Here is a 23,779-nt window from a genome sequence, read left to right as displayed (position 1 = left end):
CATGACCGAGCCCCTGCCCACGATCGTGCTCATCGGGCACGGCATGGTCGGCCAGCGCTACCTCGAAGCACTCGCCGAGCGCGGGGTCACCGCCACGCACCGGATCACCGTGCTCTGCGAGGAGCCCCGGCCCGCCTACGACCGCGTGCACCTGACCTCGTACTTCTCCGGCAGCACCGCCGAGGACCTGTCCATGACGCCCGCCGGGTTCATGGAGGAGCACGGCATCGCCCTCCACCTCGGCGACCCCGCCGAGCACGTCGACCGGGCCGCCCGAACCGTCACCTCCCGGTCCGGGCAGGTGTTCCCGTACGACGTCCTGGTGCTGGCCACCGGCAGCTATCCCTTCGTGCCGCCGGTCCCGGGCAAGGACGCCCCCGGTTGCTTCGTCTACCGCACGATCGAGGACCTGCTCGCGATCGAGGAGTACGCGAAGGGCCGCGGCTCCGGCGCGGTCGTCGGCGGCGGTCTCCTCGGGCTGGAGGCCGCCGGCGCCCTCCAGGGGCTGGGCCTGGCCACCCGTATCGTCGAGTTCGCCCCGCGGCTGATGCCCGTACAGGTCGACGAGGGCGGCGGCGCGGCCCTGCTGCGCACCATCGAGTCCATGGGGCTGACCGTCCACACCGGCGTCGGCACCCAGGAGGTGGTGACCGGCGAGGACGGTCACGTCAGCGGAATGCGGCTCTCCGACGGCTCCGTCGTCGACACCGACCTCGTCGTCTTCTCCGCCGGTGTCCGCCCCCGCGACCAGCTGGCCCGTGACGCCGGGCTGGACGTCGGCGAGCGCGGCGGCATCGCGGTCGACGCCCGCTGCCGCACCTCCGACGGGCACGTCTACGCGATCGGCGAGTGCGCCCTCGCCGTCGACGGCCGGGTCTACGGGCTGGTCGCCCCCGGCTACGAGATGGCCGAGACGGCCGCCGACGATCTGCTGGGCCGTGAGAAGGAGTTCACCGGAGCCGACCTGTCCACCAAGCTCAAGCTCCTCGGCGTGGACGTGGCCTCCTTCGGCGACGCCCACGGCGCCACCCCGGACAGCCTCGACGTCGTCTGGTCCGACTCCCGCTCCGGGGTCTACAAGAAGCTGGTCGTCTCGCCCGACGGGGTCCTCCTCGGCGGGGTGCTGGTCGGCGACGCGGACTCCTACGGGCTGCTGCGCCCGCTCACCGGCAGCGTCCCGCCCGTGGCCCCCGAGCAGCTGGTGCTGCCCGCCGGGGTCGGCGCCCCTGTCGCGCTCGGCCCGTCCGCGCTCCCCGACCACGCGGTGATCTGCTCCTGCCACAACGTCACCAAGAAGGCCATCGCCGCCTGCGCCACCCTCGCCGAGGTCAAGAAGTGCACCAAGGCGGGCACCGGCTGCGGCAGCTGCGTCAAGGTGATCGGCCAGCTGTTGCCCGCCGCCACCGACAAGGGGCTGTGCGGCTGCTTCCCCTTCACCCGGGCCGAGCTCTACGAGATCGTCCGCACCCGCCGGCTGACCTCGTACGAGGAGATCCTCGACGGCCACGGCCGCCCGGAGGCCCGCGGCGGCGACGGCTGCGAGGTCTGCAAGCCCACCGTCGGCTCGATCATCGCCTCGCTGGCCCCGACCCTCGGCGCGAGCGGCTACGTCCTGGACGGGGAGCAGGCCGCCCTCCAGGACACCAACGACCACTTCCTCGCGAACATGCAGCGCAACGGCTCCTACTCGGTCGTCCCGCGCATCCCCGGCGGCGAGATCACCCCCGACAAGCTGATCGTGATCGGCGAGGTGGCCCGGGACTTCGGCCTCTACACGAAGATCACCGGCGGCCAGCGGATCGACCTCTTCGGGGCGAGCGTGGACCAGCTCCCGCGGATCTGGGCGCGGCTCGTCGACGCCGGGTTCGAGTCCGGGCACGCGTACGGGAAGGCCCTGCGCACGGTGAAGTCCTGCGTGGGGCAGACCTGGTGCCGCTACGGGGTCCAGGACAGCGTCCGGATGGCCATCGACCTGGAGCTGCGCTACCGGGGGCTGCGCGCCCCGCACAAGCTGAAGTCGGCGGTCTCCGGCTGCGCCCGCGAGTGCGCGGAGGCGCAGAGCAAGGACTTCGGCGTCATCGCGACGGCAAGTGGCTGGAACCTGTACGTGGGCGGCAACGGCGGGGCCACCCCGCGCCACGCCGACCTGCTGGCGCAGGACCTGTCGGACGCGGAACTGGTCCGACTGATCGACCGGTTCCTGATGTTCTACATCCGCACCGCCGACCGGCTGGAGCGGACCTCCACCTGGCTGGAGCGGCTGGAGGGGGGCCTGGCCCACCTGCGGGACGTGGTCGTGCACGACTCGCTCGGGCTGTGCGCGGAGCTGGAGGCCCTGATGGCCGACCACGTGGCGCACTACCGGGACGAATGGGCCGAGACGCTCCAGGATCCGGAGCGGCTGCGCCGGTTCGTGTCCTTCGTCAACGCGCCCGGCGCCCCCGACCCGACCGTGAAGTTCGTCCCCGAGCGCGACCAGGTCAAGCCCGACCTGGCCGTCCTGACCATAGGAGGACCCGTCCGATGACCGTGGAACTGCAGGTTGCGCAGGGCTGGCTGACGGTGTGCGAGCTGTCCTCGCTCACCCCCGGGCGCGGGGTGGCGGCGCTGCTGCCCGACGGGAGCCAGGCCGCGGTGTTCGTCGACCGCGCGGGGCGCCCGTACGCCATCGGGAACCAGGACCCCTTCACCGGGGCGCACGTGCTCTCACGCGGGCTGGTGGGGACGGCGGGGGGCCGGCCCTTCGTGGCTTCACCGCTGCTGAAGCAGCGCTTCGACCTGGAGTCGGGGCGCTGCCTGGACGACGAGGAGACGGTGGTCCGGACCTACCCGGTGCGGACCGCCGCGACCTCGTGACCGCCCGCGGCGGTGCCGTCAGCCCTGGACCATCGACGGGTCCATCCACATGATCTCCCAGGTGTGGCCGTCGAGGTCGTCGAAGGCGCGGCCGTACATGACGCCGTGGTCCTGGGCGGGGCGGGGTTCGGTGGCGCCGGCCGCCAGGGCCCCGTCCACCAGCTCGTCGACCGCGGTGCGGCTCCCGGCGCTCAGACAGAGCAGCACCTCGGACGTCTTCGTGGCGTCCGCGATCTCCTTGTGGGTGAAGTCCTTGTAGCGGGCCTCGGTCAGGAGCATCGCGACGATGGTGTCGCTGATGACCATCGAGGCGCAGTTCTCGTCGGTGAACTGGGCGTTGAAGGAGTAGCCCAGCTTGCTCCAGAAGGCCTTGCTGGCGTCCAGGTCCTTGACCGGCAGGTTGACGAAGATCATGGTGGCGGACATCGAGGTCCCTCTTCTCTCGTGTGCGGTGCTCGGTGCGTGCTGCCCGGTGCTTTCGAGAGGTAGACCGCAGGTCCCCGGGAAACTCATCGCTCGCCGCGAAGTTTCTTCGAATTTTCTTGCCTGGCCACCGAAACCGCAGGTCAGGCCGCGGGTCGGCGAAGGCGGCCGCGTAGACGCGGCGCGGTGGGCGTATTGCACGTCGAGCGGTCGCTCGTGCGTCATGGGGAGTTGGCGCCACGGCAACTGGCGCCCCCTAGGTTCCTCGACGCGTGCGACCCCGCGTCCGACCGGCCGCGGGGCCTTCCTCCCCCAGGAGTGACCGTGGAACGTCGTACCTTCCTGCGCGGCGCAGTGATCGGTTCGTCGGCCGCCGCCTTCGGCGGCACGTTGATGCACGGGGCCGCCTACGCCGCCCCCGCCCAGCCGGGTGCCGGACCCTACGGGGCGCTCGGCGCGGCCGACGCCAACGGCATCATGCTCCCCAGCGGCTTCAGCAGCCGGGTCATCGCCCGCTCCGGCCAGACCGTCGGCGGCACCTCGTACAGCTGGCACAGCGCCCCCGACGGCGGTGCCTGTTTCGCGGACGGCTCGGGCTGGATCTACGTGTCGAACTCGGAGATCAACCCTTCCGGCGGCACGAGCGCCGTCAAGTTCAACTCCTCCGGCACCATCACCGGCGCCTACCGCATCCTGTCCAACACCCGGCAGAACTGCGCGGGCGGCAAGACCCCCTGGAACACCTGGCTGTCCTGCGAGGAGGTCGACCGCGGCTTCGTCTACGAGACCGACCCGTACGGGGTGAACGCGGCCGTGCAGCGCCCTGCGATGGGCCGGTTCAAGCACGAGGCGGCCGCCGCGGACCCGGTGCGCCAGGTGATCTACCTGACCGAGGACGAGACCAACGGCTGCTTCTACCGCTTCATCCCGGCCACCTGGGGCAACCTCTCCTCCGGCACCCTCCAGGTCCTGAAGGCCGGCACGGCCACCTCCGGCTCCTTCACCTGGCAGAACGTCCCGGACCCGGACGGTTCGCCGACGGTGACCCGCAGCCAGGTCTCGGGCTCGAAGAAGTTCAACGGCGGCGAGGGCTGCCACTACGCCAACGACACCGTCTGGTTCACCACCAAGGGCGACAACCGGGTCTGGCAGCTGAACCTCACGAACAGCACGTACGAGCTGGCCTACGACGACTCGCTCGTGCCCGGCGGCGCGGCCCCGCTGACCGGCGTCGACAACGTCACCGGGTCCTCGTACGGCGACCTGTACGTCGCCGAGGACGGCGGCAACATGGAGATCTGCGTGATCACCCCGGACGACGTGGTGGCGCCCTTCCTGCGGATCACCGGCCAGTCCTCCTCGGAGATCACCGGCCCGGCCTTCTCGCCCGCGGGCAACCGCCTCTACTTCTCCAGCCAGCGCGGTACGAGCGGCAGCTCGTCCGGCGGCATCACCTACGAGGTGACGGGCCCGTTCCGCACCTGACCCGCCACCGGCCCCGCCGGCGCTTGAGGCGCTCTTCCAGCCCCGCCGGCGTTTGAGGCGCGGGGGTCCGGGGGCAGCGGCGCCGCACCCGCACGACAGGCCGCACCCCGACGGGTTCACCCCGCCGAGGTGCGGCCACCGTCATGAGGCCACGGCCCCACCCTTCAGCAGCGCCGCCCCCAGCGGGGTCACGGTGTGCAGCACGGCGTTCCCCCGCCGCAGCGTGGTCACCAGCCCCGCCTCCCGCATCACGCACGCGTGCTGGCTCGCGGAGGCCAGCGAGACCCCGGCCCGGCGGGCCAGCTCGCTGGTGGTCGCCCCGTCCCCTATGGCCCTCAGCACGACCGAGCGCGTGTGCCCGACCAGCTTGCCCAGGGTGCGCTGGCGCTGCTCCTCCACGGGCCGGGCCGCCTCGCCCCCGGCCGGCGCCGAGGCCAGCTGCGCCGCGGCCGGGTAGACCAGCACCGGCGGCAGCTCCGGATCGTGCAGGGTCACCGCGGTGCGCCGGCAGAAGAAGGACGGCTGGAGCAGCAGCCCGCGCCCCCGCAGCCGTACGTCACGGTCCACGGGGTAGTCGCACTCCAGCACCGGGGCCCGCCAGCGCAGCATGGGCGGCAGCGAATCCAGCAACTCGTCCGCGCCGCCGTCCAGCAGGGCCCGGCCGCGCGCGGCGCGCTCGGCCTCGATCTGGGCCTGGATGTGCGTCCAGTACGGTTCCACGGCGGCCCGGTGGTACGCGCGGAGCTCGCCCATGAGCCGCGGCAGCTGCTTGTCACCGCCGTCCATGAACTCCCGTAGCCGCGGCGTCATCGGCGCACCGGCGGCCAGCAGCTGCAGCTCGCGCCGCATGCGCTCGGGACGGATCCCGCGCAGCGCGTCGAGGCCCACGTCCCACCCGTACTGCCCCTCCACAGGGGTCAAAAAATCGGGGAAATAACCACGACTCGGTATGAGCATACCGAGCGTGCGTGTTTCACTATTCAACCTGCTCCGGGTTTCCGTACGCCATTCACCGAACAACCGGGCATCGCGCCGGTCCCTTAAGCGGTGAAAGCTCAGAATCGTTTCCCACAACGCATCGGGACGCCCTGCCATCCGTACGCGTGCCAGGTCCACTCCAGTGAAATGGATACGCAGCACCGAACCCCCACCTGTGCAACCGCAATCCCCCCGCCCCATGAGTATGCATGCCGTCACACGTTGTCACCACGCCCTTTCGGCCACAGTTGAAACCCCTTTCGGCGGGGGCGTGACAACCGAAATCCTGTACTCCGCCGGGCACACTCCGGTGCGACCGAAACGCTCCGCGAAGGCCGTGGGGGGCTTTGCGGGGCCTGGCGGTCGGTCGCACCGGGAAGCGCCGACGTGCCCGGCAGAATGACAGCGGCGGTGGACGGGTGGGGATCCGTCCACCGCCTGCTGGCGTAAAGATTTGTTGAACAACAAAAATAGGCGCGCCCGCCCCCGGGCAGTCAGGGAACCCGGGGACAGGCGCGGTCTATGGGGCCCTTGGCGGGCCGTGGGTCAGCGGCTGTCGCTGCCCTTCGCCTCGGCGGCCGCACGGCCGGCCTCAAGGCGCGCCACCGGAATCCGGAAGGGCGAGCAGGAGACGTAGTCGAGGCCGACCTCGTGGAAGAAGTGGACGGACTCGGGGTCACCGCCGTGCTCGCCGCAGACGCCGAGCTTGAGGTCGGGGCGGGTGGCCCGGCCCAGCTTGGCCGCGTGGCGGACCAGCGAGCCGACGCCGTCCTTGTCGATGGTCTCGAAGGGCGAGACCCCGAAGATGCCCTTCTCCAGGTAGGCGGTGAAGAAGCTGGCCTCGACGTCGTCGCGGGAGAAGCCCCACACCGTCTGGGTCAGGTCGTTCGTGCCGAAGGAGAAGAACTGCGCGGCCTCGGCGATCTGGTCGGCGGTCAGCGCGGCGCGCGGCAGCTCGATCATCGTGCCGATGGTCAGCTTGAGGCTGGTGCCGGTCGCGGCCTCGACCTCGGCGATGACCTGGTCGGCCTCGTCGCGGACGATCTCCAGCTCCTGGACGGTGCCGACGAGCGGGACCATGATCTCGGCGCGCGGGTCGCCCTTGGCGTTCTTGCGCTCGGCCGCGGCCTCGGCGATCGCCCGGACCTGCATCTTGAACAGGCCGGGGATGACCAGGCCGAGGCGGACACCGCGCAGACCCAGCATCGGGTTCTGCTCGTGCAGCTTGTGCACGGCCTGGAGCAGGCGCAGGTCGTTCTCGTTGTGGTCCTTGCGGGACTCGGCGAGGGCGACGCGCACCGACAGCTCGGTGATGTCGGGCAGGAACTCGTGCAGCGGCGGGTCCAGGAGGCGGACGGTGACGGGCAGGCCGTCCATCGCCTCGAACAGCTCGACGAAGTCCTTCTTCTGCAGCGGCAGGAGGGCACTGAGTGCCTCCTCGCGCTCTCCGTCGGTGTCAGCGAGGATCAGTCGCTCCACGAGTTCACGGCGCTCACCGAGGAACATGTGCTCGGTGCGGCACAGGCCGATGCCCTGGGCGCCGAAGCGGCGGGCACGCAGCGCGTCCTCGGCGTTGTCGGCGTTGGCGCGCACCCGCAGGCGGCGGACGCGGTCCGCGTAGGCCATGATCCGGTGCACGGCGGCGACGAGCTCGTCGGCGTCGTCGGCGCCGGCGTGCATGCGGCCCTCGAAGTACTCGACGACCGGGGACGGTACGACGGGTACCTCACCGAGGTAGACCTTGCCGGTGGAGCCGTCGATGGAGACGACGTCGCCCTCTTCGATGACCGTCTCGCCGACCGTCATGCGGCGGCGCTTGGTGTCGACGTCGAGCTCCTCGGCGCCGCAGACACAGGTCTTGCCCATGCCGCGGGCGACGACGGCGGCGTGCGAGGTCTTGCCGCCGCGCGAGGTCAGGATGCCCTCGGAGGCGATCATGCCGTCCAGGTCGTCCGGGTTCGTCTCGCGGCGGATCAGGATGACCTTCTCGCCGGAGCGGGACCACTTGACGGCCGTGTAGGAGTCGAAGACGGCCTTGCCGACCGCCGCGCCCGGGGAGGCGGCGATGCCGCGGCCGAGCAGGGTCGTCTTGGCACCCTCGTCGAAGCGCGGGAACATCAGCTGGGCCAGCTGGTGGCCGCTGACGCGCTGGAGGGCCTCGGCCTCGTCGATCAGGCCCTGGTCGACGAGCTGGGTGGCGATGCGGAAGGCGGCGCCGGCGGTGCGCTTGCCGACGCGGGTCTGGAGCATCCACAGCTGGCCGCGCTCGATGGTGAACTCGATGTCGCAGAGATCCTTGTAGTGGGTCTCCAGCGTCGTCATGATCGTCATGAGCTGGTCGTACGAGGCCTTGTCGATGGCCTCCAGGTCCGCGAGCGGCACGGTGTTGCGGATACCCGCGACGACGTCCTCGCCCTGGGCGTTCTGCAGGTAGTCGCCGTAGACGCCCGCGTGGCCGCTGGCGGGGTCGCGGGTGAAGGCGACGCCGGTGCCGGAGTCGGGGCCGAGGTTGCCGAAGACCATGGAGCAGATGTTGACCGCGGTGCCCAGGTCGCTCGGGATGCGCTCCTGGCGGCGGTAGAGCTTGGCGCGGTCGGTGTTCCACGAGTTGAAGACGGCCTCGACGGCGAGGTCGAGCTGCTCGCGGGCGTCCTGCGGGAACTCGCGGCCGGCCTGCTTGGCGACGATCTTCTTGAAGCGGGTGACCAGCTTCTTCAGGTCGGCGGCGTCGAGGTCGGTGTCGACCGTGACCTTCTTGGCGGCCTTGGCCTCGTCGAGGGCTTCCTCGAAGAGCTCGCCGTCGACGTCCAGCACGGTCTTGCCGAACATCTGGATGAGGCGGCGGTACGAGTCCCACGCGAAGCGCTCGTTACCGGCCTGGGCGGCGAGTCCCTTCACGGAGTCGTCGGAAAGACCGATGTTCAGGACGGTGTCCATCATGCCGGGCATCGAGAACTTCGCACCGGAGCGCACGGAGACCAGCAGCGGGTCGTCCGACTGTCCGAGCTTCTTGCCCATCTTCGCCTCGAGGGCGGCAAGGTGGGCGCTGACCTCTTCGCGCAGCGCGGCCGGGGCCGTACCGCTTTCGAGGTAGACCTTGCAGGCCTCGGTGGTGATGGTGAAGCCGGGAGGGACCGGCAGACCCAGGTTGGTCATCTCGGCGAGGTTGGCTCCCTTGCCGCCGAGAAGGTCCTTGAGGTCGCGGTTGCCCTCGGTGAAGTCGTAGACGAACTTCTGATCTTTGTTTTCCGACACGGGTCTCGACTCCTCGAGGCTCGGTGGCTGCCCTGACGGCCAGGAACATACCCAGATCGAAGGCTTCTGGGTACGTCCACTTGGTCGTCATACGGCTGTAACCACCCGTGCGCCAGCAGATCGAAAGTAACTCATGGGTAATCAGAAAGTACGAAGAGCCTTCACATCCCGAAGGGTGAGGGGGCTCCTGAGGCCTGTTCACGCTCGGATGAGCGATCATCGATACATTTGCCTTCAAGTCTTGAACGCACAAAGGGTGGCACCCAGTGCCACCCTTTGAAAGTCTTACCCGTGACTTCTGTGCTCATCTGAGCGAAACCCTTCCCATGCGTGGCGTATATCACGCACCACGGAGGGCGATTTGTCAGCCTCCGGAGGTGTCCAGTTCAGCGTCCTCGCTCACACCCGCGCAGTCGTACGGGTCCTTCAGCCAGCCGTCCGGCAGGACAACTCGGTTGTTTCCGGACGTCCGACCGCGAGGCCCGTCCGCGCTCTCCGGCCACGCTTGATCCAGATCGAGCTCGCTCAGATGAGCGTCCAGCTCGGCCAGGGAAGAGGTGACCGCGAGCTTCTTGCGCATCTCGGAGCCCACCGAGAAGCCCTTGAGGTACCAGGCCACGTGCTTACGGAAGTCGATCACCCCGCGCGCCTCGTCGCCGATCCACTCCCCCAGCAACTGTGCATGCCGGTGCATGGTGGTCGCCACCTCGCGCAGGGTGGGCTTGTGGAAGTCCTCCGGGCGCCCCTCGAAGGCCGCCACCAGGTCGTTGAACAGCCACGGCCGCCCCAGGCAGCCGCGACCCACGACCACGCCGTCGCAGCCGGTCTCACGGACCATGCGCAGCGCGTCCTCGGCGCACCAGATGTCGCCGTTGCCGAGCACCGGGATCTCCGGCACGTGCTCCTTGAGCCGCGCGATGGCGTCCCAGTCGGCGGTTCCGCCGTAGTGCTGGGCGGTGGTACGGCCGTGCAGGGCTATGGCGGTGACCCCCTCCTCGACGGCGATCCGGCCGGCGTCGAGGTAGGTGAGGTGGTCGTCGTTGATGCCCTTGCGCATCTTCATGGTGACCGGAAGGTCGCCGGCGCCCGCGACGGCCTCGCGCAGGATGGCGCGCAGCAGGTTCCGCTTGTAGGGGAGGGCCGAGCCGCCGCCCTTGCGGGTCACCTTGGGGACCGGGCAGCCGAAGTTGAGGTCGATGTGGTCGGCGCGGTCCTCTTCGACGATCATGCGGACCGCCTTGCCCACCGTGGCCGGGTCCACCCCGTACAGCTGAATCGAGCGAGGCTTCTCGGTCTCGTCGAAGTGGATCAGCTGCATGGTCTTCTCGTTGCGCTCGACCAGGGCGCGGGTCGTGATCATCTCGCTCACGAACAGCCCCTTGCCGCCCGAGAACTCCCGGCAGAGGGTACGGAACGGGGCATTGGTGATGCCGGCCATGGGTGCGAGCACCACCGGGGGCTGCACGGTGTGCGGGCCGATCGCGAGGGGCGGAGGGAGCGTGGTCATCCGCCCATTGTCCCGCATGCCGAGGGGGTGCGGGGGACGTAGCATCGGCGCATGATCGAGCCGAGTCCCCGGCAGCGCACGCTCGTCCTCGCGATCTGCTGCATGAGCCTGCTGATCGTCAGCCTCGACAACACCGTGCTCAACGTCGCCCTGCCCTCGATGCGCCGTGACCTGGACGCCTCGGTCTCGGGGCTGCAGTGGAGCATCGACGCCTACACCCTGGTGCTGGCCTCGCTGCTGATGCTCGCGGGATCCACGGCCGACCGGATCGGGCGCCGGAAGGTGTTCGTGGCCGGTCTGGTGGCCTTCACCGGCGGCTCCCTGCTCTGCTCGCTCGCCCCCAGCCTCAACTGGCTCATCGTCTTCCGGATGGTGCAGGCGGTGGGCGGTGCGATGCTCAACCCGGTGGCGATGTCGATCATCACCAACACCTTCACCGATCCCGCCGAGCGGGCCCGGGCCATCGGTGTGTGGGGGGCGGTCGGGGGCATCTCCATGGCGGCGGGGCCCCTGATCGGCGGGGTACTGGTGGACTCCGTGGGCTGGCGCTCGATCTTCCTGATCAACCTGCCGATCGGGCTGGCGGCGTTCGCGCTGACCCTGCGGCACATCCCCGAGTCCCGGGCGGCCCGGCCGCGCCGCCCGGACCCGCTGGGGCAGGTGCTGGTCATCGCCCTGCTGGGCAGTCTGACGTACGGGATCATCGAGGCTCCGGCCGCCGGCTGGCGCTCGCCGCTGATCATGGGGTGCGCGGTGGTGGCCGTCGCCTCGTTCCTGGGGCTGCTGATCCACGAGCCCCGCTGCGAGGAGCCGCTGATCGATCTCCGGTTCTTCCGGAGCGCGCCCTTCAGCGGGTCGACCGTGATCGCGATCAGCGCCTTCGCCGGGCTCGCCGGCTTCCTCTTCCTGAACACGCTGTACCTCCAGGACGTCCGGGGGCTCAGCGCCCTGCACGCCGGGCTCTACATGCTGCCGATGGCCGGTCTGACCGTCCTGTTCGCCCCGCTGGCCGGGCGGCTGGTGGGCAGCCGCGGGCCGCGGATCTGCCTGCTGATCGCGGGGGTGTCGATGGCGGCGAGCGGGCTGCTGTTCGCCCTGTTCGAGGCCGAGACGTCCAACCCGCTGCTGTTCACCGGGTACATGCTGTTCGGGCTCGGCTTCGGCATGGTGAACGCGCCGATCACCAATACGGCGGTGTCCGGGATGCCGCGCTCCCAGGCCGGGGTCGCGGCCGCCATCGCCTCCACCAGCCGGCAGACCGGCGGCACCCTGGGTGTGGCGGTGATCGGCTCGGTGCTGGCGGCCGGGCTGGCGAACGGCGCGGACTTCTCGGCGGCGGCCCAGCCGGCCTGGTGGATCATCACGGTCTGCGGGCTGCTGGTCCTGGTCGTGGGCGCGGCGACGAGCGGCGCATGGGCCCGCCGGACGGCGGAGCGGACCGCCCGCACCCTGGAGGAGGCGGTCGGCACCACCGCGACGACGACGGGTTCGCCACGCGGCTGAGCGGTCCGTGGCGGGCGGCTACTCGCCGCAGGTGAAGTCCTCGGCCGAGGTGTTGACCCGGTCGAGGAGGCCGCGCAGGAGGTCGCGCTCCGCGGCCGACAGGCCCGCGAAGATGCCGCTCTCGACCTCGTCGAGGGCGGTGTTCGTCTTGTGGAGGGCCGCTTCGCCGGCGTCGGTGATGGCCACGTTGTGACGGCGGCGGTCGGCCGGGTCCCGGCGGCGTTCGGCCAGGCCCTCGCCCTCCAGGTCGTTCAGGATCCCGACGAGCACGCTCGGGTCCACCTCCAGCCGCTCGGCGAGCGCCCGCTGGCTCATGGGGCCGCCCTCCAGGTGCATCAGCGTCATCGCGTGCCGCGGGGTGAGCCCGGCCGTGCCGAGTGCCCGCTTCATCCGCGTCTGGGTGACCGATCCGTGCCAGGCCAGCAGCAGTCCCAGCCGCTGGGGAGGGTGCGGTCCGTCCTGATCTCCCGTCATGGTCCACATCGTAGCAACCAGGAAATGATTGCGTTGGAGATATCGTTGATGCTATTCAATGGTTTCACATCACCGACCGTTGGAGATCTTCATGTTCATCGCCTACGCCGTCGTCGGCGTCCTGCTCGCCCTCGTCCTCACCGCCTCGGCCACCTTCACCCTCCAGCGCAACGACCAGATCGTGGCGAACATGCAGAAGGTCCAGGTCCCGGACTCGTGGCTGCCGCGCCTGGCCACACTCAAGGCCGCGGGCGCGATCGGCCTGGTGGCCGGCCTGTGGGTGACTCCGCTCGGCGTGGCCGCGGCCGTCGGCGTGACCCTCTACTTCATCGGCGCGGTCATCAGCCACCTCCGGGTCAAGGACTACGAGCTGGCGCCGGCGGCGGTACTGACCCTGATCTCGGCGGCCGCCCTGGTGCTGCGCATCCTGGCCTGACCCTGACGAGTGACAGATATTGAAATCTGTCACTCGTCATGCCATTCTCGTTTCATGACGAAGAACGAGAGCACCTACGTGACCACCGACCGCCGCACTCTCGGGAGCACCGGCCCCACGGTCTTCCCGCTGGGGCTGGGCTGCATGGGGATGTCCGCCCTCTACGGGGAGGCGGACCGCGCCGAGTCGATCGCGACCATCCACGCCTATCTGGACGCCACCCCCGACGGCACGCACGCGCTGCTGGACACCGGCGACTTCTACGGCATGGGGCACAACGAACTGCTGATCGACGAGGCCCTGCGCACGGCGCCCGCCGAGGCCCGCGAGCGGGCGCTGACCAGCGTCAAGTTCGGCGCGCTGCGCACGGTCGAGGGTGGCTTCACCGGTTACGACGGCCGGCCGGAGGCCGTCAAGAACTTCCTGGCCTACTCGCTCCAGCGGCTCGGCCGGGACCACATCGACATCTACCGGATCGCGCGCGTGGACCCGGATGTGCCGATCGAGGAGACCGTCGGGGCCATCGCCGAGGCGGTCCAGGCAGGGCACGTGCGCCACATCGGCCTCTCGGAGGTCGGCGCGGACACCCTGCGCCGGGCCGCCGCCGTGGCCCCGATCTCCGACCTCCAGATCGAGTACTCGCTGATCTCCCGCGGCATCGAGACCGAGATCCTGCCGACCGCCCGCGAGCTCGGCATAGGGATCACGGCGTACGGGGTGCTGTCCCGCGGCCTGATCAGCGGCCACTTCACCCGCGACCGCGCACTGGCCCCGGGCGACTTCCGCGGCATGAGCCCCCGCTTCCAGGGCGACAACCTGGACCGGAACCTCGACCTGGTCGAGGCGCTGCGCAAGGTGGCCGAGGGCAAGGGCGTGAGCGTCGCCCAGACCGCGATCGCCTGGGTGCTCGCGCAGGGGCCGCGGCACGGGGTCGACATCGTGCCGCTGGTGGGCGCCCGGCGCCGGGACCGACTCGCCGAGGCACTGGGTGCCATGAACGTCTCCCTCGACGCCGCCGACCTGGCCGCCGTCGAAGAGGCCGTCCCTGCGGGCGCCGCGGCCGGCGAGAGGTACCCGGCGGCCCAGATGGCCCACCTCGACAGCGAGCACTGAGCTGACGGTACGGTCGTACCCATGCCTCCCGCTGCTGCCGAGCCCCTGACTCCCGAGCGCATCCTCGCGACCACCGAGGAGGTGCTGCGCCGCTTCGGTCCCACCAAGGCGACCGTGGTGGACGTGGCTCGCGCGCTGGGGGTCAGCCACGGCAGCGTGTACCGGCACTTCCCGTCGAAGGCGGCGCTGCGCGAGGCCGTCACGGACCGCTGGCTCGCCAGGAGCGTGGTCATGCTGGAGGAGATCGCCTCGGCCCCGACCGGGAGCGCTCCCTCCAAGCTGGAAGCGTGGCTGGAGGCCCTCTTCGAGGCCAAGCGCCACAAGGCGGGCGACGACCCCGAACTGTTCGCCACCTACACCGTGCTGCTCGCCGAGAACAGCGGCGTGGTGGACGCGCACCTGACCGAGCTGATCGACCAGCTGGGCCGGATCATCGCCGAGGGTGTCGCGGCGGGCTCGCTCGCCGCCGACGATGTGCCGGCGGCGGCCCGCGCGGTGTTCGACGCCACCGGCCGCTTCCACGACCCGCAGTACGCGGCCGACTGGCTCTCGCCGACGATCATCACCGAGTTCGAGGCGGTCACCGCCCTCGTGATCCGGGGCCTGCGCGCCTGACGCGGAGCCGCCATCAGCAGGGATCCGTCCGGAATCAGTCGACCCGGACACTTGATGATCATTTTTGCGCGTTTTGGTTGTCCGCGTCCTGTCAATGTCCTTACGGTCCCCCTACCGCACTTCATCAGGCACGTTCCAGGGGGAACCTTGTCCACTCCAGCAACTCACCACGCACGACCGGCACCTCCGAAGCGCTCGGGCGCCGCCACCGCCCTCGGCTGGATCCTGACCATCGCGTTCAACGTGGTCGCGCCGATCATCACGTACAACACACTCACCAAGGACCACGGCTGGAGCGAGTTCTCCGCGCTGATGCTCAGCAGCGCCTGGCCGGTGCTCGAAAGCGTCATCAGCCTGGCCTGGCGGCGCAAGCTCGACGAGTTCGCCGTCGTCACGCTGGTGTTCCTGGTGATCACCGCCGTCGTCTCGCTCGTCGGCGCGCACTCGGCCCGCGCCCTGCTCATCAAGGACTCGGGGGTCACGGGGCTCTTCGGGCTGCTCTGCCTGGGGACGCTGCTCGCGCCGCGCCCCCTGATGTTCTACTTCGGCCGCAAGTTCGCCACCGACGGCACCCCGGAGAGCACCGCCTGGTGGAACGGCCTGTGGCAGTACGAGGGCTTCCGCACCACCCTGACCCGGATGACCCTGGTGTGGGGTCTCGCGTACATCGCCGAGGCGATCGTCCGCATCGTGCTGGCCTACACGCTCAGCACGAGCACCATGGTGGTGCTCAGCCCGATCATGATCTACGCGGTGCTGGCCGCACTCGGCGTGTGGACCGCCATGTACGGGAAGCGGTCCCAGGCCGAGGGCGAGCGCCGCGCGGCCGAAGCGGCGGCCTCCTGATCCGGTCCCGCCCCGCGAAAAGACCGGTGGCCCGGTGCGCTGCGAGCGCACCGGGCCACCGGTCTTCGTGCGGCAGGACCTAGCAGCCGAGCAGGCGGCTGCCGAGGTAGGTCTGGATCTGGTCCAGGGAGACGCGCTCCTGCTTCATCGTGTCGCGCTCGCGCACGGTCACCGCGTTGTCGTCCAGGGTGTCGAAGTCGACGGTGACGCAGAACGGCGTACCGATCTCGTCCTGGCGGCGGTAGCGGCGGCCGATGGCGCCCGCGTCGTCGAACTCGATGTTCCAGAACTTGCGCAGGTCGGCGGCGAGGCCCTTGGCCTTCGGCGACAGCTGCGCGTTACGGGACAGCGGCAGGACGGCGACCTTGACCGGGGCCAGGCGCGGGTCGAAGCGCATCACGGTGCGCTTCTCCATGACGCCCTTGGCGTTCGGGGCCTCGTCCTCGTTGAACGCGTCGAGCATGAAGGCGAGCATGGCGCGGTTCACACCGGCCGCCGGCTCGATGACGTACGGGGTGTACTTCTCCTTCGTCTCCTGGTCGAAGTAGACGAGCTCCTGGCCGGAGGCCGCGGAGTGCGCCTTCAGGTCGAAGTCGGTGCGGTTGGCGACGCCCTCCAGCTCGGAGAACTCGTTGCCGCCGAAGTTGAAGCGGTACTCGATGTCGGCGGTGCGCTTCGAGTAGTGGGACAGCTTCTCCTTCGGGTGCTCGTACCAGCGGATGTTCTCCTCGCGGATGCCGAGGTCGCGGTACCAGTTCCACCGCTCCTGCATCCAGTACTCCTGCCACTGCTCGTCCTCGCCCGGCTTGACGAAGAACTCCATCTCCATCTGCTCGAACTCGCGCGTGCGGAAGATGAAGTTGCCCGGAGTGATCTCGTTGCGGAAGGACTTGCCCATCTGCGCGATGCCGAACGGGGGCTTCTTGCGCGAGGTGGTCTGCACGTGGGCGAAGTTGGTGAAGATGCCCTGGGCGGTCTCGGGGCGCAGGTACGCCTTCGAGCCGGTGTCCTGGGTCGGGCCGAGGTGGGTCTCCAGCATGCCGGAGAACTGCTTGGGCTCGGTGAACTGGCCCTTCACACCACAGTTGGGGCAGTTGATGTCGGCGAGACCATTGGCGGGCAGACGGCCGTGCTTGGCCTCGTACGCCTCTTCAAGGTGGTCCGCGCGGTGGCGCTTGTGGCAGGAGGTGCACTCGGTCAGCGGGTCCGAGAAAGTGGCGACGTGGCCGGAGGCCACCCAGACCTCGGGGGCCAGGATCACGGAAGAGTCGAGGCCGACGATGTCCTCACGCCCGGTGACCATGGCCTTCCACCACTGGCGCTTGATGTTCTCCTTGAGCTCGACACCGAGCGGACCGTAGTCCCAGGCGGCCTTGGAGCCGCCGTAGATGTCACTGCACGGGAAAACGAAGCCACGGCGCTTGCTCAGGCTGACGATGGTTTCGATCTTGTCGGCGGCCACGGTGCTCTCTTCATTACGAGGACGAACGGCGAAGTCTTTAGATTACCGGCGCCCGCACCCCCCCTTTCAAATCGGTTCCCCTTCCACGGCCGCCCACCCAGGCCTCCCACCTGGGTTTTTGACAATCGTTTCCATCTTTGATGAAAATGGATGTCATGAACGTACGACGCCTCATACCCACCGCCGCCCTCGCCGGAGCCGTCGCCCTCGGCGCGACGGCCCTGACCGCCTGCTCCGGAGCCGCCGCCGGCACCGGTGGCGGCAAGGACGGCAAGGTCGGCGTGACGGCGTCGTTCTACCCCATGGCCTTCCTCGCCGAGCAGATCGGCAAGGACCACGTGAAGGTCGACAGCCTGACCAAGCCCGGCGTCGAACCGCACGACCTGGAGATCACCCCGAGGCAGACCGGGCAGCTCGGCGAGGCCGACGTGGTCCTCTACCTCAAGGGCCTGCAGCCCGCCGTCGACAAGGGCGTCTCCCTGTCCGGCGTGAAGAACGTCGTCGACGCCGCGACCCTCACCGAGCTGGAAGTCCACGGCTCCGGCCACGACCACGGCGCCGAAGAGGGCCACGCCGAGGGCGAGGGCCACGACCACGGCCACGGCCACGGCGAGGGCGGCAAGGACCCCCACGTCTGGCTCGACCCCGTCAAGTACGCGGAGATCGCCCGGGGCGTCGGCGCCGCCCTGGAGAAGGCCGACCCCGGCCACGCCGCGGACTACAAGAAGAACACCGACGAGCTCGTCGGCAAACTGACCGCGCTGGACACGGAGTTCAAGGACGGCCTGCAGAACACAGCCTCCAGGACCTTCATCACCACCCACTCCGCCTTCGGCTACCTCGCCGAGCGCTACCGCCTCGACCAGGAGGCCATCTCCGGCGTCGACCCCGAGTCCGAGCCGAGCCCGGCCCGTATGAAGGAGCTCCAGGGCCTCGCGAAGCAGGAGAATGTCTCCACCGTGTTCTTCGAGACGCTGGCCAGCGACAAGACGGCCAGGACCCTCGCGGCGGACACCGGCCTGACGACCGATGTCCTGGACCCGCTCGAAGGAATCACCGACAAGTCCCAGGGCGCTGACTACTTCGAGGTCATGCGGTCGAACCTGAAGAACCTCCAGAAGGCGCTCGGAGCCAAGTAGATGACAGCAGCAACGGAGGCGCGAGCCATGCAGTCGACGCCGGCACAGGCAGCGGACCAGCCCGTCATATCCCTGCGCGGGGCCACGGCCTCGCTCGGCTCGCGCCCCGTGCTGCGCGGGGTCGACCTCACCGTCCGGCGCGGCGAGGTCGTCGCCCTGCTCGGCGCCAACGGCTCCGGCAAGTCCACGGCCGTGCGCGCCGTGGTCGGCCAGGTCCCGCTGACCGGCGGCGAGCTGTCCCTCTTCGGCACCGAGTTCAAGCGCTTCCGCTCGTGGTCGCGCATCGGGTACGTCCCGCAGCGCACCACGGCGGCCAGCGGGGTCCCCGCCACCGTCCGTGAGGTCGTCGCCGCCGGCCGCCTCGCCCGCTCCCGCTTCGGGATCCTGCGCAGGGCCGACAAGGCGGCGGTCGAGCGCGCGCTCACCTTGCTCGGCATGGAGCAGTACGGCTCCTCCTCGGTCAACGCCCTCTCCGGCGGCCAGCACCAGCGGGTGCTCATCGCCCGGGCGCTCGCCGTCGAACCCGAACTGCTGATCATGGACGAGCCGATGGCGGGCGTCGACCTCGCCAACCAGGAGGTCCTGGCGAACGCCCTGCGCGAGCAGAAGGCCCTCGGCACCACCCTCCTCCTGGTCCTGCACGAGCTGGGCCCGCTGGAGCCCCTGATCGACCGGGCCGTCGTCCTGCGCGACGGCTGCGTGGTCCACGACGGGCCGCCTCCGGAGGCCGTGGGCCAGCACGCACTGCCCGGCCACGACCACGTACACCCCCACGCGGCGCACGACGCCGAGCCCCTGCGGACGGGACTGCTGAGCTGATGGACCTCCTCGAATACGCCTTCATGCAGCGGGCCCTGATCGCGGCCGCCATCGTCGGCCTCACCGCTCCCGCGATCGGCACCTACCTGGTCCAGCGCCGCCAGGCGGTCATGGGCGACGGCATCGGCCACGTGGCGACCACCGGTGTCGGCCTCGGCTTCCTGCTCAACACCAGCCCGGTGTGGATGGCCTCCCTCGTTGCCGTCGTCGGTGCGGTGGGCATGGAGCACATCCGCTCCCGCGGAAAGACCAGCGGCGACATCGCGCTCGCCATGCTCTTCTACGGCGGCCTGGCCGGCGGTGTCATGATCATCAACATGGCCGGAGGCTCCACCGCCACCCTGAGCAGCTACCTCTTCGGCGGCATCACCACGGTCGCGCCGGAGGACGTCTGGGCCGCGGTGATCCTCGCCGTCTTCGTGCTCGCCGTCACCGTCGGACTGCGCCGCCAGCTCTTCGCCATCAGCCAGGACGAAGAGTTCGCCCGGGTCACCGGCCTGCCGGTGCGCGCGCTGAACCTCCTGATGGCCGTCACGGCCGCCCTCACCGTCACGGTGGCGATGCGGATCGTGGGCCTGCTGCTGGTCAGCGCCATGATGGTGATCCCGGTCGCGGCCGCCCAGCGGGTCACCCGCGGCTTCGCCGCGACGCTGTCGCTCGCCATGCTGATCGGCGTGCTGGTCTCCCTCAGCGGCGTGACCGCCACGTACTACCTCGACGCACCCTCCGGCGCGGCGATCGTGCTCCTCGCCATCGCCGTCTTCGTCGTGATGGCCGCCGTGTCGGCGCCCCTGGCCGGGCGCCGGGCGAAGGCGGCCCGCGCCACCACCGAAGAGGTCTGCACGAGGGACGATGTGAAGGTCTAGAAATGTCGGCCGCCTGGCACAATGGGCCGAGGCCGATACAAGGAGGAACCGGTGGCGACTGCGCCTGGCGAGATGAATACCGCGCCAGTACGAGGACGATCCACCCGGCAGCGGGCCGCGGTCGCGGCGGCGCTGGACGAGGTGGACGAGTTCCGCAGCGCCCAGGAACTCCACGACATGCTCAAGCACCGTGGCGACTCCGTGGGCCTGACCACCGTCTACCGCACCCTCCAGTCCCTCGCGGACGCCGGCGAGGTCGACGTCCTGCGCACCAGCGACGGCGAGTCCGTCTACCGCCGGTGCTCCACCGGGGACCACCACCATCACCTGGTCTGCCGCAAGTGCGGCAAGGCCGTCGAGGTGGAGGGCCCGGCCGTGGAGAAGTGGGCGGAGGCCATCGCGGCCGAGCACGGCTACGTGAACGTGGCGCACACGGTGGAGATCTTCGGCACCTGCGCCGACTGCGCCGCCGCGGGCCAGACGGCCTAGGTGTGTTGTTCGGGCAGGTTGGTGGCGCGGCTGGCGGGTGTCTGGCCTTGGATGCCGGTGTGGGGTCGGTGGTAGTTGTACCAGTGCAGCCAGTCGGTGAACGCTTGCATTCGTTGGTGGTCTGAGGTGTAGGGCTTCTGGTAGGCCCATTCCTCGAGCAGGGTGCGGTGGAAGCGTTCGACCTTGCCGTTGGTCTGTGGCCGCCAGGGCCGGGTCCGGCGTGGGCTGATGCCCAGGTCGCGGCAGGTGTCGTGCCAGGTGTTCTTGGTGTAGGCCCAGGCGTTGTCGGTCAGGACCCGTTCGATGCTGATGCCGTGGGCGGCGAACCAGGCCGTCGCCCTCCGCAGGAAGCCGGCGCAGGTCGGGGCGGTCTCGTCGGGGAGGTCTTCGGTGTAGGCGAGGCGGGTGTGGTCGTCGAGGGCGGTGTGGAGGTAGGCGTATCCGGTGCCGTGGCGGCGGTCCTTGTTCGGGCTGCCGGCGGCCCGGCCGAGGGCTTTGTGGCCGCCGCCGTCGGGGATCCGTCCGAGTTTCTTGACGTCGATGTGGACGAGTTCGCCGGGTCGGGCGCGTTCGTAGCGGCGGACGGGTTCGCCGATGGCCCGGTCGAGGGTGGCCAGGGGCGGCAGGCCGTGCCGGACGAGGATGCGGTGGGCGGTCGAGGCCGCGATGTGGCACCGGACCGCCAGTCGCAGCGGGCCGATGCGGTACTCGCGCCGCAGCCGGATCACCTCGGCCTCGACCTGGGCCGCCGTCCTGCCGGGCTGGTGGTGGGGACGGCTGGAGCGGTCACTCATTCCGGCGACGCCCAGGAGCCGGTAGCGGCCGGCCCAGCGGGATGCAGTCGTGTGGCTGACCTGGAAACGCTCCGCCGCCCGGCGCACGGGCCATCCGTCCTCCACGACACAACGCGCCAGTCTCAGTCGCCCGGTCTCGGTCAGCGGGGCATTACGGTGGACCACGAGGGCCTCCTGAAGTCGGCGTAGATGTCGCAATCCACACCGAACCCGGAGGCCCTCACCCATTTCAAGAACCCAGCCCGCGTGTCACCAACGTCCCCGGACAACACACCTAGGCCGCCTCTTTCGGATCTTGCCGGTCAAGCCCGCGTCGTCTGGTGCCGTGCCTCGCAAGGCGGAGGGGCGCCCGAGTACTGGACGTACTTGGGTGCTCCGACAACGCGGCGAGGTGCGGTGCCAGGCGGCGCGGGTCAGGCAAGATCCGAAAGAGACGGCCTTAGGCCGGCTAGACCCGCTTCAGGTTCCGGGCCAGGATCGCGCGCATGCGGTCGACGTCGCCGGGGTGCTCAGCGCCCCGCTTCGGCAGTGCCGCCACCGCGGCCGCACGCGTGCCCCCGAACAGGACGAACAGCTCCGGCGTCTCCGTGTACTGCACGAAGAGCGTCCAGTCCATCGTGTACGACATGGTCTCGCCCGTGGTCGCGGTGCCCCGATCGTCGGCCACCGTGCGGCACTCCCCGTACGGCTCCGCCACGGAGAACACCCGGCGGGCCATGCTGCGCCGGATCCAGAAGACACCGACGATCGCGACGGACAGGGCCGCGACCGCCGAGGCCACGAGCACGGCCGGGTGGGAGCCGTCGAGCAGGCCCAGCCCCACGGTGGCGACGGCCGTCAGCAGCGGCAGGAGCAGCGTCTCCGCCCGGCCCGCCGGCGTCCGGCGGGCCCGGGCCCGAATTGCTCCCCTGATGTCGGCGAGCGTCAGCCGGTAGGTGAAGGCGACCTGCTCCTGCTCCCCCGTCACCCCGGCCCGGCCGGTCTGCTCCGCCACCTGCTGACTGTGATCCCCACCCATGTTCATGCGGTGAGGATAACGGCAGCTCAGCCCGCTGAACCCTCGGCCTGGTTCGGGACGGCGCCGCCGAAGCGGCGGTCGCGCTGGGCGTACTCCAGGCAGGCCGCCCAGAGGTTGCGCCGGTCGAAGTCCGGCCACAGCACGTCCTGGAAGACCATCTCGGCGTACGCGCTCTGCCAGAGCAGGTAGTTGGAGGTGCGCTGCTCGCCGCTGGGGCGCAGGAAGAGGTCCACGTCCGGCATGTCCGGGTAGTACATGTACTTCGCGAAGGTCTTCTCGTTGACCTTCGACGGGTCCAGCCTGCCGGCCGCCACGTCACGGGCGATGGCCTGAGCCGCGTCCGCGATCTCCGCGCGGCCGCCGTAGTTGACGCAGAAGTACAGGGTCATGGCGTCGTTGTCGACGGTCTGCTCCTGCGCGACCTGGAGCTCCTGGACGACCGACTTCCACATCTTCGGCATGCGGCCGACCCAGCGGATGCGGATGCCCAGCTCGTTCATCTCGTCGCGGCGGCGCCGGATGACATCGCGGTTGAAGTTCATCAGGAAGCGGACCTCGTCGGGCGAGCGCTTCCAGTTCTCCGTCGAGAAGGCGTACAGGGAGAGGTTCTTGACACCCATCTCCAGGCAGCCCTTGAGCACGTCGAGCACGACGCCCTCGCCGACCTTGTGGCCCTCGGTGCGCGGCAGACCGCGCTCCTTGGCCCAGCGGCCGTTGCCGTCCATGACGACCGCGACGTGGTTCGGGACCAGCTCGCCGGGGATCTTCGGCGGGACCGCGCCGGACGGGTGCGGCTCGGGAACCTTGTACTCGCGGCGAGAGCGCCCCAGAATCCCGCGTCGTGCCATGTGTCCAGCTCCTATTTCTCGACGTATCGCAGGGAGCGTAGCCCGCGCTCCAGATGCCAGTGCAAATAGGCGGAGACCAGCCCGCTGCCCTCCCGCACGTGACGCGCCTCGCACGCGTCGGCATGCCCCCAGTCGCCCGTCAGCAGGGCGCTGAGCAGGGCGATGGCCTCCGATGAGGGTACGACGCTGCCGGGCACCCGGCAGTCCCCGCATACGACTCCGCCCGCGGCGACGGAGAAGTGCCGGTTGGGGCCGTGGATGCCGCACTTCGCGCAGTCCTCGAAGCTGGGCGCGTAGCCGTTGACGGCGAGGGAGCGCAGCAGGAAGGCGTCGAGGATGAGGTGGGGCTCGTGCTCGCCGCGCGAGAGGGTCCGCAGGGCTCCGACGAGCAGCAGGTACTGCTGCACGGCGGGCTCGCCCTCGTTCTCGGTGAACCGCTCGGCGGTCTCCAGCATGGCGGTGCCGGCGGTGTAGCGGGCGTAGTCGGTGACGATGCCGTTGCCGTACGGCGCGATGATCTCGGTCTGGGTGCAGAGCGGGAGGCTGCGGCCGATCAGTTCGCTGCCCCGGGCGAAGAACTGCACGTCGGCGTGGGAGAAAGGTTCCAGCCCGGCGCCGAATTTGGACTTCGTACGCCGGACCCCGCGGGCGACGGCCCGCACCCGGCCGTGGCCGCGGGTCAGCAGCGTGATGATGCGGTCCGCCTCACCCAGCTTCTGGGTGCGCAGCACGATGCCGTCGTCGCGGAACAGACTCATGCGCCCATTGTCCCGTACGGCGGCGGAACCACGGGCAGCGTGTCCCCGCCGTGAACGGCAGCGGCCCCGGCCGGGCGCGGGGCCCGGCCGGGGTC

The 23,779-nt window shown here is 70.0% G+C and carries 22 protein-coding genes; 12 read left to right on the top strand and 10 right to left on the bottom strand.

Annotated features, from left to right (window positions below; translation table 11 throughout):
• Position 1 precedes the first annotated feature (1 nt).
• Positions 2-2,527, top strand: a complete 2,526-nt coding sequence (gene nirB / locus KO717_RS24450; RefSeq protein WP_301371305.1) for a nitrite reductase large subunit NirB — start codon at positions 2-4, stop codon at positions 2,525-2,527.
• Positions 2,524-2,856 (top strand): nitrite reductase small subunit NirD, encoded by a 333-nt coding sequence (gene nirD, locus KO717_RS24445; protein ID WP_301371303.1) that lies wholly within the window; start codon positions 2,524-2,526, stop codon positions 2,854-2,856. Before nirB ends, nirD begins: the two co-directional genes overlap by 4 nt.
• 18 nt (positions 2,857-2,874) lie before the next feature.
• On the opposite strand, the gene KO717_RS24440 is transcribed toward nirD, so the two are convergent.
• Positions 2,875-3,282: a VOC family protein gene (locus tag KO717_RS24440; protein ID WP_301371301.1), complete on the bottom strand. Its 408-nt coding sequence runs from the start codon at positions 3,280-3,282 to the stop codon at positions 2,875-2,877.
• A 321-nt stretch (positions 3,283-3,603) separates the two neighbouring features.
• Between KO717_RS24440 and KO717_RS24435 the strand changes: the two genes are divergently transcribed.
• Positions 3,604-4,764, top strand: a complete 1,161-nt coding sequence (locus KO717_RS24435; protein WP_301371300.1) for an alkaline phosphatase PhoX — start codon at positions 3,604-3,606, stop codon at positions 4,762-4,764.
• 141 nt (positions 4,765-4,905) lie between these two features.
• On the opposite strand, the gene KO717_RS24430 is transcribed toward KO717_RS24435, so the two are convergent.
• The 3 genes from KO717_RS24430 to dusB all read right to left on the bottom strand — a co-directional run bounded on the left by KO717_RS24430 (position 4,906) and on the right by dusB (position 10,522).
• Positions 4,906-5,904 (bottom strand): ArsR/SmtB family transcription factor, encoded by a 999-nt coding sequence (locus KO717_RS24430; protein ID WP_301371298.1) that lies wholly within the window; start codon positions 5,902-5,904, stop codon positions 4,906-4,908.
• Positions 5,905-6,288: 384 nt separating this feature from the next.
• On the bottom strand, positions 6,289-8,997 hold the full coding sequence (gene ppdK / locus KO717_RS24425) for a pyruvate, phosphate dikinase (protein ID WP_301371296.1): 2,709 nt from the start codon (positions 8,995-8,997) through the stop codon (positions 6,289-6,291).
• Between the two features lie 364 nt (positions 8,998-9,361).
• Positions 9,362-10,522, bottom strand: a complete 1,161-nt coding sequence (dusB, locus tag KO717_RS24420) for a tRNA dihydrouridine synthase DusB (RefSeq protein ID WP_301374717.1) — start codon at positions 10,520-10,522, stop codon at positions 9,362-9,364.
• 33 nt (positions 10,523-10,555) lie between these two features.
• On the opposite strand from dusB, the gene KO717_RS24415 reads away from it, so the two are divergent.
• Positions 10,556-12,007, top strand: coding sequence for an MFS transporter (locus tag KO717_RS24415; protein ID WP_301371294.1), 1,452 nt, complete (start codon positions 10,556-10,558; stop codon positions 12,005-12,007).
• 18 nt (positions 12,008-12,025) lie between these two features.
• On the opposite strand, the gene KO717_RS24410 is transcribed toward KO717_RS24415, so the two are convergent.
• A complete protein-coding gene (locus tag KO717_RS24410; protein ID WP_301371293.1) occupies positions 12,026-12,481 on the bottom strand; it encodes a MarR family winged helix-turn-helix transcriptional regulator in 456 nt (151 codons plus the stop codon).
• Between the two features lie 91 nt (positions 12,482-12,572).
• Between KO717_RS24410 and KO717_RS24405 the strand changes: the two genes are divergently transcribed.
• The 4 genes from KO717_RS24405 to KO717_RS24390 all read left to right on the top strand — a co-directional run bounded on the left by KO717_RS24405 (position 12,573) and on the right by KO717_RS24390 (position 15,491).
• On the top strand, positions 12,573-12,917 hold the full coding sequence (locus KO717_RS24405; protein WP_301371291.1) for a DoxX family protein: 345 nt from the start codon (positions 12,573-12,575) through the stop codon (positions 12,915-12,917).
• Positions 12,918-12,971: 54 nt separating this feature from the next.
• The gene (locus KO717_RS24400; RefSeq protein ID WP_301371289.1) at positions 12,972-14,030 is read left to right on the top strand and encodes an aldo/keto reductase; all 1,059 of its coding nucleotides are present in this window, start codon (positions 12,972-12,974) and stop codon (positions 14,028-14,030) included.
• A gap of 21 nt (positions 14,031-14,051) precedes the next feature.
• A complete protein-coding gene (locus KO717_RS24395) occupies positions 14,052-14,645 on the top strand; it encodes a TetR family transcriptional regulator (protein WP_030008968.1) in 594 nt (197 codons plus the stop codon).
• A 147-nt stretch (positions 14,646-14,792) separates the two neighbouring features.
• Positions 14,793-15,491 carry a VC0807 family protein gene (locus KO717_RS24390; protein ID WP_301371287.1) on the top strand — a complete coding sequence of 233 codons (699 nt, stop codon included), beginning with the start codon at positions 14,793-14,795 and terminating at the stop codon, positions 15,489-15,491.
• A 79-nt stretch (positions 15,492-15,570) separates the two neighbouring features.
• On the opposite strand, the gene KO717_RS24385 is transcribed toward KO717_RS24390, so the two are convergent.
• Positions 15,571-16,953, bottom strand: a complete 1,383-nt coding sequence (locus tag KO717_RS24385) for a glycine--tRNA ligase (RefSeq protein WP_301371285.1) — start codon at positions 16,951-16,953, stop codon at positions 15,571-15,573.
• A gap of 155 nt (positions 16,954-17,108) precedes the next feature.
• On the opposite strand from KO717_RS24385, the gene KO717_RS24380 reads away from it, so the two are divergent.
• From KO717_RS24380 to KO717_RS24365, 4 genes are read left to right on the top strand one after another with little or no spacing between them, the layout of a single operon-like run.
• The gene (locus KO717_RS24380; protein WP_301371283.1) at positions 17,109-18,092 is read left to right on the top strand and encodes a metal ABC transporter substrate-binding protein; all 984 of its coding nucleotides are present in this window, start codon (positions 17,109-17,111) and stop codon (positions 18,090-18,092) included.
• Between the two features lie 27 nt (positions 18,093-18,119).
• On the top strand, positions 18,120-18,911 hold the full coding sequence (locus tag KO717_RS24375; protein ID WP_301374714.1) for a metal ABC transporter ATP-binding protein: 792 nt from the start codon (positions 18,120-18,122) through the stop codon (positions 18,909-18,911).
• Entirely contained in the window at positions 18,911-19,777 is an 867-nt protein-coding gene (locus KO717_RS24370; protein ID WP_301371281.1) for a metal ABC transporter permease, read from the top strand. Before KO717_RS24375 ends, KO717_RS24370 begins: the two co-directional genes overlap by 1 nt.
• A 51-nt stretch (positions 19,778-19,828) precedes the next feature.
• Positions 19,829-20,266, top strand: a complete 438-nt coding sequence (locus tag KO717_RS24365) for a Fur family transcriptional regulator (RefSeq protein WP_301371280.1) — start codon at positions 19,829-19,831, stop codon at positions 20,264-20,266.
• Here the strand turns inward: KO717_RS24365 and KO717_RS24360 are convergent.
• From KO717_RS24360 to recO, 4 genes are all read right to left on the bottom strand, one after another.
• Positions 20,263-21,225: an IS481 family transposase gene (locus tag KO717_RS24360; protein ID WP_301371278.1), complete on the bottom strand. Its 963-nt coding sequence runs from the start codon at positions 21,223-21,225 to the stop codon at positions 20,263-20,265. The genes KO717_RS24365 and KO717_RS24360 overlap by 4 nt on opposite strands.
• Positions 21,226-21,508: 283 nt before the next feature.
• The gene (locus KO717_RS24355) at positions 21,509-22,084 is read right to left on the bottom strand and encodes a YcxB family protein (RefSeq protein WP_301371276.1); all 576 of its coding nucleotides are present in this window, start codon (positions 22,082-22,084) and stop codon (positions 21,509-21,511) included.
• A 20-nt stretch (positions 22,085-22,104) separates the two neighbouring features.
• Complete coding sequence (locus tag KO717_RS24350) at positions 22,105-22,926, bottom strand: isoprenyl transferase (RefSeq protein WP_301371274.1); 822 nt, start codon at positions 22,924-22,926, stop codon at positions 22,105-22,107.
• 11 nt (positions 22,927-22,937) lie between these two features.
• On the bottom strand, positions 22,938-23,684 hold the full coding sequence (gene recO, locus KO717_RS24345; protein ID WP_301371273.1) for a DNA repair protein RecO: 747 nt from the start codon (positions 23,682-23,684) through the stop codon (positions 22,938-22,940).
• Between the last annotated feature and the right edge of the window lie 95 nt (positions 23,685-23,779).

Origin of the sequence: Streptomyces xanthophaeus, from assembly GCF_030440515.1 — a bacterium.
Classification (GTDB): domain Bacteria; phylum Actinomycetota; class Actinomycetes; order Streptomycetales; family Streptomycetaceae; genus Streptomyces; species Streptomyces kutzneri.
Note: the sequence above shows the minus strand (reverse complement) of the source record. Positions and strands in the feature narration are given on the sequence as shown.

Coding starts and splice junctions, on each gene's coding strand:
- KO717_RS24405 (WP_301371291.1), top strand. CDS start 12,573: ATGTTCATCGCCTACGCCGTCGTCGGCGTCCTGCTCGCCCTCGTCCTC.
- dusB (WP_301374717.1), bottom strand. CDS start 10,522: ATGCGGGACAATGGGCGGATGACCACGCTCCCTCCGCCCCTCGCGATC.
- KO717_RS24380 (WP_301371283.1), top strand. CDS start 17,109: ATGAACGTACGACGCCTCATACCCACCGCCGCCCTCGCCGGAGCCGTC.
- recO (WP_301371273.1), bottom strand. CDS start 23,684: ATGAGTCTGTTCCGCGACGACGGCATCGTGCTGCGCACCCAGAAGCTG.
- KO717_RS24415 (WP_301371294.1), top strand. CDS start 10,556: ATGATCGAGCCGAGTCCCCGGCAGCGCACGCTCGTCCTCGCGATCTGC.
- KO717_RS24400 (WP_301371289.1), top strand. CDS start 12,972: ATGACGAAGAACGAGAGCACCTACGTGACCACCGACCGCCGCACTCTC.
- KO717_RS24395 (WP_030008968.1), top strand. CDS start 14,052: ATGCCTCCCGCTGCTGCCGAGCCCCTGACTCCCGAGCGCATCCTCGCG.
- KO717_RS24350 (WP_301371274.1), bottom strand. CDS start 22,926: ATGGCACGACGCGGGATTCTGGGGCGCTCTCGCCGCGAGTACAAGGTT.
- KO717_RS24410 (WP_301371293.1), bottom strand. CDS start 12,481: ATGACGGGAGATCAGGACGGACCGCACCCTCCCCAGCGGCTGGGACTG.
- KO717_RS24370 (WP_301371281.1), top strand. CDS start 18,911: ATGGACCTCCTCGAATACGCCTTCATGCAGCGGGCCCTGATCGCGGCC.
- KO717_RS24355 (WP_301371276.1), bottom strand. CDS start 22,084: ATGAACATGGGTGGGGATCACAGTCAGCAGGTGGCGGAGCAGACCGGC.
- KO717_RS24375 (WP_301374714.1), top strand. CDS start 18,120: ATGCAGTCGACGCCGGCACAGGCAGCGGACCAGCCCGTCATATCCCTG.
- nirB (WP_301371305.1), top strand. CDS start 2: ATGACCGAGCCCCTGCCCACGATCGTGCTCATCGGGCACGGCATGGTC.
- nirD (WP_301371303.1), top strand. CDS start 2,524: ATGACCGTGGAACTGCAGGTTGCGCAGGGCTGGCTGACGGTGTGCGAG.
- KO717_RS24440 (WP_301371301.1), bottom strand. CDS start 3,282: ATGTCCGCCACCATGATCTTCGTCAACCTGCCGGTCAAGGACCTGGAC.